Source organism: Achromobacter deleyi, from assembly GCF_902859705.1.
Lineage (GTDB): Bacteria > Pseudomonadota > Gammaproteobacteria > Burkholderiales > Burkholderiaceae_B > Achromobacter > Achromobacter deleyi.
Genome location: NZ_CADIJO010000013.1, coordinates 10,737 through 23,491 on the forward strand (window position 1 = coordinate 10,737; position 12,755 = coordinate 23,491).

General features: G+C 71.3%; 1 protein-coding gene. It reads right to left on the reverse strand.

All coding sequences use genetic code 11. The features are described from left to right. Positions 1 to 169 precede the first annotated feature (169 nt). Positions 170 to 12,721 (reverse strand): filamentous haemagglutinin family protein, encoded by a 12,552-nt coding sequence (locus HV798_RS18715; RefSeq protein WP_175193196.1) that lies wholly within the window; start codon positions 12,719 to 12,721, stop codon positions 170 to 172. Positions 12,722 to 12,755: the final 34 nt, after the last annotated feature.

A 12,755-nucleotide genomic window follows, 5' to 3' on the forward strand; every position in this document is an offset into this window, starting at 1 on the left:
CAGAAATGAATCAGGGCCCGGTTTTTGCCGGACCCTGATGCGCTTTTTGCCTGGGGTTCATGTGACGCCCGCATGACAGGCCGTATTACAGGCCGACGGTCTTTCACGCGCGGCCGTCAAAGGCGCCGGGCGGACAGCGGCCACGGCCGTCGTCCCGGCGCCCCACTCCTTACATCGCCAACTTGCTCCTTTCCTGCGCGGTCAACCCGCGCATCTCGCTGTCATCCAGCGTGCCGGCGCCCAGCACCTGCACGGCGCTGGCGGCGTCGTAGCGCGGGGCAGCCGCCGCTGGGCCGGGCGGCGAAACGGCGGCGCCGGCCACCGGTTCCTCGCCATACCCCAGGATCTGCACATTGATCACCGACGGCTGGTTCTGGCGCGCCTGGTTCTGGGCGCGCTGCGCCGATTCCTGTGCGGCGCCCACCGCCGAGGTCGCCGCCGCGCTGGCCGACGACATCGCCCCGGTGTTCACCGCCGCCGTCACCGGCACGCCGCGGCTTTCGCCCTGGGCCTGGATGTTGGCCGCGTTCACCACTTGCAAGGCGGCGATGTTGACGTTGCCCGATACCCGGATGCCGGCCTCGCCCGCGTCGATGGTGCCCAGCGGCGCGTACAGGTCCACGTCGCCCGCCGGCACTTCCGGCAGCGGCGCCAGGGTGGCGATGCCCGCGCCGGTGGCCGGCGCGTTGGGCGACAGCGTGACGTTGCCGACCGCGTCGTAGACCCGCTTGGGCGGGGTGTACAGCACCGTCGTCTTCGAGCCGCGCCCGGCGTTGATGTCGCCTTGCGCCGACCACGCGGTGATGCCGCCGCCAAAGGTCGTCATGACCCGGCTCTGGCCCAGCAGGATGCTGCCCTGCGCATACAGCTGGATGTCGCCCTGGCCCTGCGTGATGATGCCGGCGCTGGCGGGCGGCGCCGCGCCTTCCACGCCGAACACCTGCTGGCCGCCGGGCGTGAGCAACTGGATGTCGCCGCCGAAGCTGCTGCGGATGCCGGCCGCGCCGTACAGCGTCAGGTCGCCCTGCCAGGCGCCCGGCGCCGTCTCGGGGAACAGCGCCGCGATGGCCTGGCGGCCGCGCAGGTAGCTGCCCTGGCGCGGGCTGGCCTTGTCGTTGTATTCGCGTCCGCCGGCCCGCAGCTCGGCGAAATACACCTGCCGCGCGAAGATGCGCTGCTGTTCGGCCGGCAGCGCGCTGAAATACGCCCGTGCGTCGTCGCCATTGCCGGCAAAACCGTAGCGCTGCGTCAGCCACAGCAGCAGTTCGGCCTCGTAGGTCTTGAACGCCAGCCCCTGGTCCGCCAGCGGACGGCTGGCGTCGGCCTGGCGCGACGGGTCCAGGTAGCGCGCCAGGAAGCCCGCGTAGTCCGGACCGCTCTCGCCCACGCCCGCCAGCACGGCGATCGATGCGCCCGGGCGGCGATCGCCCGGCAGCACCGGCCCCACGCTGGTGATCGACGCGCGGTCGGCCATCAGCACGTGGCGGCCGGCCGACACTTCAAGGGTGCCGGGGCCGGCCACCTGGAACGAACTGTAGAGAATGTCGCGGCCCGCCGACACGCGCGACACGTCGTGCGCATCGCCGTGCACGAACAGATTGCCGGACGACGTCGCCGAGCTGGTGACGCCGAGCGCGAAGATATAGCCGTTGGTCGACGGCACCGCCTGCTGCACGCCAGGGCCGGTGCCCGAGGCCACGATGTCGCGGCCGGCCATCATCCAGACCGGGCCCGCGGCTTCGTACCAGACCTGCCCCAGGTTGGGGCCTGCGATGAGCGTGATGGCCTCGCCACTGCGCAGCCCCACGATGTCGCCGTCACGGGCGTATAGACGCGTGACCTGGTCGGATGCGGCGGCGCTGGCCGTGGGCGCATCGAAATAGAACAGCGGGAAGTGCGAGTTGCGGGCGCCGGCGATGCCGTTGGCGCCCTGGTTGTTGAGCGCGGCCGTGCTGGTGCCCTGCGAGGTATAGCCGGCGAAGGCCGGCGCCAGCACATTGGCCACACTGGCCGGGTCCGCCCCCGAACGGTTGATGGCGTAGCCGCCCGCGTAGATCGAATCGCCCGCCAGCAGTTCAAGCTGGCCGCGCGCGCCCGGCGCCAGGGTCAGCGAATACGCCAGGCCAGAGTCTTCGGAATTGAGGTAACCGGCCGACACGCCCGCATAGATGCTGCCGTCATACGCCGTGGCGCGCAGGATCGACGGATACAGGTAGCGCGCATCCGACGCGGACGTGTTGCGTCCGACCTGCAAAGACAGGCCCTGTGCACTGTGCGAAGTCTGCCGGCTGGGCGTCAGGTTGCCGCCCGCGCTCGACAATTCAATGGCGGTGTTCGCCGTCCACATCGAGAACCAGCTGTAGCCGCCCCCTGTGACGGGCGTGCCGTCGCGCAGCCGGAACGGTGTGCTGTTCTGCAACGCCACCCGGCCCGGATCGCCCGCGCCGCCCACCACCAGATCGCCGCGCGTATCCAGACGCATCACGGCATCGCCCGGAATCAGCGCCAGGCCGCCTGTGGCACTGGCTTGCGTCGACGTATAGGGGTCGTAGCCGCGGCTTTCCTTGGCGTCCTGCAGGCCGGCGCTATTGCCATATTGCAGGTCCAGCCCGCCGATCGCGGCGCCCGCGAACTGCACATTGCCGCGCAGGTTGATCAGCGCGCCCTGCAGGTCGATGGCGGGGCTGCCATAGTAAGGCTTGGGGCCGCTGGTGGACGACACCTGGCCGCGCGCGCTTTGCGTCGGATTCAGCGCGCCGCCGATGCGCACGTCGATATCGCCGCCGCCCGTCAGTGTCATGGTGCCGTCCGCGCCGATCCGCCCGGTGCTGCCTACCGCCACGACCAGCCCCTGGCTGCGCGGGTTGGCCAGCGAGCCGCGCGCCTCGATGTTGCCGGCGTCGCCGTCGGTGCGCACGCTGACGTTGCCGCCGCCCAGCGCGCCAAAGCCCGTAAAGCCCACCAGCAGCGGCGTGGGGTCCTTGAAGTCCGTGGGGGCACGGGTGTAGCTGCCGAAGTTGATCCACCAGGTGGTCGGCGTGTCGCCGCCATTGGCGCTGCCGGTGCCCTGGCGCCACAGCCAGTTGCCGACGCCGACGCTGGGCTCGATGCCACGGCCGTCGTAGGTGGGAATCACGGTCTTGCCCCAGACATCGCCCCGCAGCGAACCGCCCGCGTACAGGCCGAGGTTGCCGCCCGCTTCCGGATACCAGGCCTGATAGCCTGAACCGGCCGTGACGAAGGGTTCGTAGGTGCTTGCATAATCGTCGCCCAGCACCGTAGAGCCGAAGCGGCCGCGCGGCAACTGATAGGCCGGCGCCACATTGGGTGACTGGGTGCCTGCGGTGTACACGCCATAGGCCGACATCAGGTTGATATCGCCGCCCGCGGCCAGGTCCAGGTCGCCCGTGCCGGTGCGCAGCACGCTGAAATTCTGCGTGTGCGGCGTGACCGATACCGCGCTGGAATCGCCGCGTTCGCACAAGCCTTCGACGATGTCGCACAGCCAGGCCATGTCGTCGGGCACCGGGGCGCCGGGTTCAAAGCCCGACTGATCGGCATCCGGACCCCAGACCCAGCCCCCGCCCTGCGCCAAGCTGGCGTTGTAGTGGGTGTCGGCCAGCGTCAGCTTGCCGGCGCCCGGGCCGGTCAGCACCCGCTGCGGATCGGCCGCGTCCAGGTCGGCGCCGGCGACAAGCTGTACCGACCACGACTGGCTGCCCGCCGGCAGCATCTGGGCCACGGCCCAGTTGCGCCGCTGGTCCGCCGCCGTGCCGGGACGCAGTTCCACGTAGTCGGTGCCGGCCGGGAACACCAGCTTGGCCTGCGACGGAATCAGCGCGCCCTGCTGCAGCGTGATGGTGCCTTCCATCAGCAGCACGTTGGCCTCGTAACCCTGCGTGGTGTAGAGATTGGGCAGCGCTACGTTGGCCGGCCAGGTGAAGGCGCGCAGCGACGTGCCGTCGGTCAGCAGCGTGCCCGCGCCCAGGCGCGTGCCCGCCGGCAAGTCCACCGCCTGCTTGAGCACCGAACCCGCGGTGTACAGCAACTGGTTGGACGCGTCGCGCACATCGCCGGACAGCACGGTGCCGGCGGCCAGCGGCAGCGCCTGGTCCAGCACGGCCTCGACCGGCAGCCGGGTGCCGGCCGCCAACTTCACGGCCTTCAGCGGCAAGGGGTAGTTCAGCGTTTTGCCGCCAGGGAACTCGGTGCCGTCGGCAAGCTGGACGCCGCCGCGCGGCAGCACCACGTCGCCGCCGAACGGCTGCGCGCCGGGCGTAAGTACCCAACCATGCTCGTCGTCCGGCGTAGTGGCCGGCGGCGCAAAGCCGTCGTTGATGCTGCCATAGACATCCAGGTTGCCCTTGGCCCGCAGCGTCAGCGCGCCGGCCTCACCCGAGCCGTACACCGACGTGTACGGCGTGCGCGGGTTGACGCTGGCGTAGCGGTAGCCCGACAGGTCCAGGTCGCCCTGCACCACCAGGTCGCCGTCCGCCGTCTTGCTGATGATTTCCACGCCGGGACGCAGGTGAAAGGCGTCGCGGTAGGTGGCATTGTTCAGGCCCGCCAGCTTGCCGTTCATCAGGGCGGCGTTGGTCAGCGCGTCGGTCATGAAGTCAACGCTGTCGTCGTGCTTGGCTTTCAGGTAGGCCTGGTTGATGATCTGGTAGGTACGCCCGCCGATGCGGTCGGCGGGGTTGCCCACGTCGGCATCGTCGTAGCGCTGCATGGCGGTCAGCGTGATGGACCGGGCGCCATCAATCGCAATCGGGCCGCGCGCGTCGATGGCGATGTCGCCATACGTGGCGGCGCTGCCGGGCGCCCCGCCGCCGTTCATGCCGGCATTGCCCGCCGCGTCAATGCGCGGCGCCAGCAGTTCCAGCGTGCCGCGTGACGCGCCGTCGTGCTGCCCGGCCGCCGTGCCGGGCGTGGCGGCGGTGCCGTGGCGCAGGTCGATGCGGGCGCCGCCGGCCAGCGTCAACACGCCCTGCCCGGAATTCAGTTCCACCATCGCGCGGTTGGGCGCGTCGATGATCTTGCCGTAGCTGTCCACCCGCAGCACCGTGCCATGGGCGTCCAGCACCGAGCCCGCCGCCAGCGTCAGGCCGTCGCGTGCCGCCAGGCGGATGCGGCCCACGCGTTCGCCGCTGGCGTCCACCCGGCCCGCCACCGTCAGGCTGCCGCCGTCGATGGAAAGATTGATGTCGTTGGCGCGCAGCGTGTCGCCCACCGTCAGGCTGCCCTGCTTGATCTGGAAGCCGCGTGCGCCGAATACGCCGCCGTCGTTCAGGCGCTGGTTGAGCGCATCGAAATCGGCATTCAAGGCCGCCGGGTTGCCCAGGCGCTGGGCGCGCACGTCCACGCTGCCGGCGCGATACGGCACGGCGGTGCCGCCCGCGTCGTAATGGCCCGAGGCCGAGCCCACGATGCGGCCCAGCAAGGCCACCTGGCCATCGGCCGCCGCCAGCGCCACCGCGCGCAGGCTGCCGGCGTTGTTTTCCACGGCCGACAGGTCGATCAGCGCGCCGGCGTCCTGGCGGATGCCGCCCTGGCTGCTTTCCAGGATCAGGTCGCCGCCCCAGCTGTAGCGCAGCACGTCATTGAAGGCGATGGCGCGGCCGCTCAGGTCCAGTTGCGACGCGCCGGTCAGCAGCACGCCGTCGCGCCCTTGCAGCGTGAGCTTGCCGCTGGGCAGCACGATCGTGCCGTCCACGCGCACCGTGGCGCCTGCCAGGCTCAACTCGGCGCCCAGGTCCTGCACCGCGGCCGGCTGCGCGCCAGCGGCGGCCAGCAGCCGCACGTCGCCGCCCGCCGTGATGCGATTCACCGAACCGGCCGCGCCGGTCACGAGCGGCGTATTCAGCGTCAGGTTGCCGCCGCTGTAGGTATAGCCGCTGCCACTGACGTAGGCGCCCTGCGAGGCGTACACCGCCAGGCTGCCGCGATGGTTGGCCGTGATGCGGTCGCTGGCGTTCAGCGTCACCCCGGCAAAGCCCAGCACCAGGCGGGCGTTGTCGTCCAGGCCGCTGGGCTGGGTGCCCTGGCCGTAGCCGAATTCGATGCGTTCGGCGTCGATGCGCAACGCGCCCTGTCCGGTGCCCGCCCCGCCCGCCGCCACCGCGCCGGGCGCTTGCGTGGCGCCGTTCCAGACCAGGTTCTGCGTGCGGATGCTGGCCTCGTCGCCCGCCGCGCCATACCCGTAAAGGGCCGGCGTACCCAGCGCCAGCGTGGCCAGGCTGTATTTGCCGGTGACCGGGTCGCGCGTGTCCAACGCCACGGTGCCGTAGAAATTCATCGACTCGCGCGCCGTCAGCGTCAGCTTTTCCAGCGCCGGGGCGCCCGTGCTGGTGTCGCCGCGCAGCAAGCGCCCCAGAATCGACTGGTTCAGCGTCAACCCGGCCGGCAGCACGCCGCGCGCGGCGGCCTGCGCCAGCGCGTCGGCCGTGCCCGCGTTCACCGCAGCGACCGCCAGCGTCAAATTGCGGGTGCCGTACAGCACCTGATCACCCAGGTCGAACGTGCCATTGGTCGCGGCGGCGATGGTGCCTTCGGAATACAGCCGCGTCACGCCCTGGCAGGCTTGCGCCGCGCAGGTGCCGATACGGATCGAGCCCGTGCCGGTGGCCGCGGGGGCCAGCACGTCCAGGCGGCCATTGGACACGGCCAACAGCCCGACACTGCCCGGTTCGAACGCGTAGCCTTGGGTCGAGTCGGCCGACGGCGCGCCCCGGCCCAGCGTCGAGATGCCCGCGCCCGCCTCGATCTCGATCGTCCGCGCCGAGACCAGCACTTCCGGCGCCGCCAGCTGCGCGCCAGCGCGTATCAACACGTCGGTGGCATTGCCCTGGAAGGTATAGAAACGCCCGCCCTGGCCATATTGCACCACCGGCAATGCGCCGATCACCAGGCGGTTCGCGCCCAGCGCGGCCAGGGCATCCGCGTGCACCGAAGCGCCATCGTAGCCCGCCGTGGGCGCCTGGCCCGCGGCCAGGACTTCCATGCCGAAACTGCCGCCCACGGCCGCCGCGCCGCCAAAGCCGCCGGCCGCCGGCTTGAAGTCAGCCAGGCCTTCGACGCGCAACGTCTGCCCGTCTTCCGAGCCGCGGTGGATCGCCAGGCGCAAGGTGCGGGCATCGGCCGGCAGCATCGCGCGCGGCACGCCGCGCGTGGCCGCATCGGCACGCACGAAGCTGGCGTAGCTGGTCTCGTTGTATTGCGAATAGGTGCGCAGCACATTGGCCGGGGTCAGGATCACCTGGGTTGCCAGGCTGTCGGCCACTTGCGTGCCCGCCACCGACAATCGGCCGCTGGCCGCCCACGACTGGTTGCGCATCTGTGCCGGCGCCATGGCGGCGCCCGCCGCCGCGCCGGTATTGAGTTCGACCCGGAACGCGCCGGGCAGCAAGGCGTAGGTGGACGGCATCAACGTATAGGTGCCGGCCGGCAGGCCCGGCACGCCCGCCCCGATCGTGATGCGTTGCCCCAAGGCAGACTGGGACGCGCCGGCTTCGCCGCCTACCGGCGCGTAGTTCGGCTGTGACCCGGGCACGATGGCGTAGACGGGGTTGCCCGCCAGCCCCGGCAGGGTGAAGCCGCCCTGAGGGTTGTTGCGCACCAGCGGCGCATAGCGCGCATCGGTCGAGCCGCCGCGGCCCGACACAAAGCCGGCGCCGGTCAGTTCACCGCCACCTGACAGGTCCAGCACCGAACCGGCCAACAGGTCCATGTCGCGAAAGCCCAGCGTGATGCCCGTGCGCAGCGACGCCCCGCTGCCCGCGCCAATGGCGCCGCCCGCTCCCACCAGCGACACGTCCGCGCCCTTGAACTTGTACGCCACGCCGTCAGTGGTGCCGCCATAGGGCATCAGCAGCCCGACGCCGCTGACCGACGTAACGCTGCCCGGCAGCAGCGTCAGGTGCCGCGTCCCCACGGTTTCGCTGACGTCGCCCAACACGATGGCGCCCAGCGGCGCACGCACCACGCCGCCCTGCTCCACCGTGGCCGCCGCCAGCCGCAGCGAGCCGAACGCCGAATACGGCACCGCCGGCAGCGGCGCATCGGCGCCGCCGGCGCGCCCCACCCGCAGCGTGCGGGTCGGGTCGAACACATTGGCATTCGAGATCGGGTTGCGTGTATAGCCGGCCAATACCTCGGCCTCGGCGCCCGTCACCGGATACAGCTGCGCGGCGACCAGGTCCAGGTCGCCGCGGGTCCAGAGCCGCGTGCGCGGCTCGTCGTCGTTGCGAGCCAGGAAGCGCAGGTCGCCGCCGCTGGCCAGCGTGACACGGTCAAAGCCCGTGCGCGTCACCGCCAGCAAGCCGCCCACCGGGCGGTTGATGGTGCCCTGGGTGCCGAAAGACAGGCTGTTGCCCACTTCCAGCAGGTCGGTGGCGTGCACCGTGAACGCGCCTGCCGCTACCGACGGCGCATCGCCGAACAGCACGCGCGGCCGGATCACGCCGTTGGTCGAGTAGTACTTGCCGGGGCCCGAGAGCCGCACCTGCGACGCCGCCAGGTTGACACGGGTCGTGGCGGCCGCGTCCGGCGCCAGCGAGAAGGCGCCCGCATACAGGCGCAGGCTTTGCGCCACCGCGATGTCCACGGCGCCGTCAAACGACATCAGGCCGTTGGCCAGCAACCCCAGTTGGTCAAAGCCGCCCCCAGCCAGCAAGCGGGCGATATCCAGGCGGGTCTGGCCATAGCGCAACGCGTCGGCGCCTTCGCCCGGTTTCAGGTCCGTGGCCAACGGTTTGCCGCCGCCGGCCGCCAGCACCATTTCGCGCGGCACCTGCACGGCCGGGTTGGACGGATTGTCGCCCTGCGAACGGTACAGCGGCGTTTCCAGCGCAATGTCCAGCGCGCCGCCTGCCGCGGTGGCGCCACCGGCCCGCGCGATGAAGGTGCCGTCCAGGAACAGGCCGTTGTAGGAACTGAGCGCGATGCGGCCGCCGCTGCGGTCCAGCTGTACCGGCCCCACGCCATTCACGTCCACCACCGCGCTCGCCCCCGACGCATCCAGCACGGCGCCCGGGCGTATCACCACATAGGCGTCGGACGAGGTGGCCGTGGCGCGGTCGTGATTGAGCTCGCCGCCGATCACGATCACCCCGCCCGCATCGGCCACGCCATAGCGGCGGCCCTGCGTGTCCACGCCGGTCTCGGCGCGGCCGGCCACGTTCAGCACCGCCTGCTCGCCGATCCAGATCGACCGGTTGTGCACCTGGCCCGCGGCCGTCTCGATGGATTCGGCCACGTCGATGTCGCCCAGGCGCAGTTGGCGGATATCGATCTTGCCGCCGGCCGCCGTCAACGCGCCCAGCACCGTGATCTGGCCCGCGCCGCGCAACTGGATGGCCTGGCCCGGATCAACCGCGATCTGCGCGCCTTGGCCAATCGTCAGCGCCGCATCGGCGTCCGCCCCGGGCAGCGCCACGGTACGTCCGCTTTGCAGCGACAGGCTGGCGCCGCGCCGCCGCGTCACCGTGCCCGCCACGGGGTTGTGCAGGTAGACGGGCGGCAGCCAGGTTTCCAGGGCGGCGCCAGTCGGCGTACCGGTCGCCAAGCCGGCCGCGTCGGCCACGGGCCGGTAGACCGGCATCGTCACGTCGATGCGCGCATTGTCGGCGACAGACGCGCCGCCGCTGCCGGTGATCTCGTAGCGCGAAAAACCCTGCTGGAAGAACGGCGCCGCCAGCGCCAGCACGTCATCGCCGGCATCGGCCGGCCGGTCGCCCAGCACCACCTTGCCCGCCGTCACCGCCAGCGTGCCCCCGCCATCCACCCCATAGCCGCGCAGCGCGGCATCCAGCACCACGCGTCCGCCACCCGCCGCACCGCCCGGCACCGCTTCCACCGTCACACTGCCGCCCTTGCCGCCGGTCAGCTTGCCCTTGGCGCGCAGCGCGGCGCCCGATCCCACGTCGATCACGCTGCCGGCCTGCAGATCGATATCGCGGTTGCTGCGCAGCGACACCGTGCCGCCATTCAGGTACGGAAGCGCCCCCGTCTGCCCCGGCGCCAGCGCCAGATTGGCCCACAGGCCCGACGTATCCAGGCGCGCCCGCGCGCCCAGCGTCAGCCGGTCGTCGGCAGTGGTCCCGCCCGCGGTCGTATCCGCCAGGCCGCTGGACGAGATCTGACTGAGCACATTGCCCAGCCGGATGCTGCCGGCGTTGGCCGTCAGCGCGGCGTCCACGTTGACGTTGTTCGCGAACAGCGTGATGTCGCCCCCCGGCCCCACGGCCAGGTCCGACCGCACCGCAATATCGCCCGCGGCGATCTTGATGGCGCCCAGCTCCGCCCCATTGAGCCGGTTGGTATCGAGCAGCAGCTTGCCGGCGCGGTCATCGGGCAACGCGGTGGCCAGGTCCAGCCCGGCCGCGATCGCGTCGACGCGATCGGACAGCACCACCTGGTTGACCGTGCCGTCGCCACGCCCCAACGCGTATTGCAGCGCGCCGGTGCGCTTGTCGTAGTAAGGCGTGTACGTGCCCACCACCAGTTGCGCGCCGCGCGCCACGGCGCGCTGCGATTGCTGGTAGCCATCCAGGCCGGCCTGCGCGGCCGCGTTCTGGCGATCGCCCTGGAACGTCGTGCCGATCAGCTCGCCTTCCAGCACGGCGCTGCGCGTGCCGATCACGAGGCGGCCCGCGTCGCGGCCCACGGTGTAGCCGGTCTCGAAGCGTTCTTGCGGCGCAATCAGCGGGTTGTAGAAATAGCGCGTCTGGCCCCAGCGCTGGCTGCTGGCCTCGTAGCCCTGGTACAGCCCGGTATAGGCCAGGTCGCCCGGCGCGCGCGTCACCTCGTACAGCCGGCCGTCCACGCCGCGCAGCCAGCTCTGGCGGATCATGCCGTCCTGCACATCCAGCGTGCCGCCCGACAGGTTGATCTGCGAACCGGCGCGCGTCACCACGTCGCCGCCCGTGAATTCGACGTTGCCGCCCTGCGCCATCCACTCGTTGACGCCATGCCCCTGCGTGCCCAGGTAGCCGCTCACTTCCAGCAAGCCCCCGGCCGTGTACCAGCGGTCCGTCGCGTAGCCGTTGGTGCCGGCCGGCACCAGCACCAGGTCACGCACGTCCACCCAGACGTCCTTGCTGTTGAGCTTGCCGCTTTCCCGGTTGACCGGCGCGTCGCGTTGCTCGTTGCCCTGGACGTTGATCTTGAGGTTGTTGTTTTCCATCGCCACGGGCACGCCCACGGCGCCCGCCACGTCCAGCACCGCGCCCTCGCGCAGCAGGCTGCGCTTGGCCGCCTGCACCGCGATCTGCCCGCCGGTGGCCAGCGTGATCGAGCCGGACGCGAAATCCACCGTGCCCGAACTGCTGATTTCCACCCGCGACAGTTCGCGCCGGTCGGCGCCCGCCGCCAGCAGCGGCGCATCGCTCTGCGCTGCGGGCGGCACGCGCAGGCCGTCACGCTGGCTGTCCAGCGCCTGCGCGCCGCTGCGGTCCAGCAGGATGGCCGTGGTGCTGTTCTCGGCCACCGTCACGCGGCCATCCGTACCCGTCGCGGTCAGGTGCAGCGTGCCGCGCGTATCCACCGACGTGCTCGACAGCAGCACGCCGCGCTGCGCGACATCGCCGCCGGTCAGCGTCACATCGCCCAGCGCCGCCTGGATCAGGCCCGTGTTCTCGACGCGGCCGGGCGTGCCGGCCGGCGTCACTTCGTTGCCGCGGGTCGTGGATGCAAGGTTGCCCGACGTGCCCTGCCCGCGCTTGATGACGAAGCTGTCGCCCGCGGCCAGCAGCGCCTGCCCGGACGGCGTGTCGATCGTGCCGGCGTTGGCCGCCGTCTTGCCCACCAGCAGCACATAGCCGCCGCCCGTGGTGGACGAGCCGGGCGCCGCGGTCTGCAAGCGTGCGCCGGCTTGCACCTCGATGCCGCCCAGCGCGTCCGTGAAGGTCGGCTGCGCGCCGTTGTCGGCGTACAGGCCTTTGGTCTTGAACTGCGTGTCGGTGATCGTAGCCGCAGCAGCCACCAGGTTGCGCGCGTTGACCTGGCTGGTGCCGGTGAAGATCACCCCGTTCTGGTTCACCACCAGCACCGTGCCGTCGGCCTTGATGGCGCCCTGGATCTGGCTGGGCCTGGCGCTGGCGCCCACCACCCGGTTCAGCACCGCGTCGTCCGCGCCCTGCTTGAACTGCACCGTGGTGTTGCGCCCGACGTTGAAGGTGTCCCAGTTCAGGATGGCGCGCGATTGCGTCTGTTCGATGGTGACGACCTGGCGGCCGCCTTCCTCGCTGGGCTTGGCCGCCTTGGCGCCTTCCCATTTGGCCAGCGCGCCGCGGGCTTCCCACAGGCCGCCTTCGACCAGGCCGTCCGGCACGTTGCCGCCGTTGGCGGCCGCTGCGGCACGGGCCGCCGCCTGCGCCGCCTGCTGCGCCGCCACGGCGGCCGCCGTGCGGTTCAGGTTGTCCAGCGACCGCTGCAGCTGCTGGCGCGATTCGGCCTGCTGGCGTGCGCCGTTGCCGATGCCCGCCAGGCTGCCGTCCGGCATGCGGCCGGTGCGCTGCGCCGTCGACTGCACGGCATTCTTGTCGGCGAACCAGCCCGGGCTGAAGGCCCGCGCCTGGGCCTGGGCGGTGCTGCTCCAGCTGCCGGCGATCAGCAGCGCGGCAACGGCCTGCGCCAGCGGCGTCGGACGCCATTGCGGACGGCCACGCCTTGCTGCGCGCGCCATGATTGCCTTGCCGTCCCGTTGCGCCATCCGTGCCTGCATGATCGTCCTTCCTTATTCCAATCGCGAGTGTTCG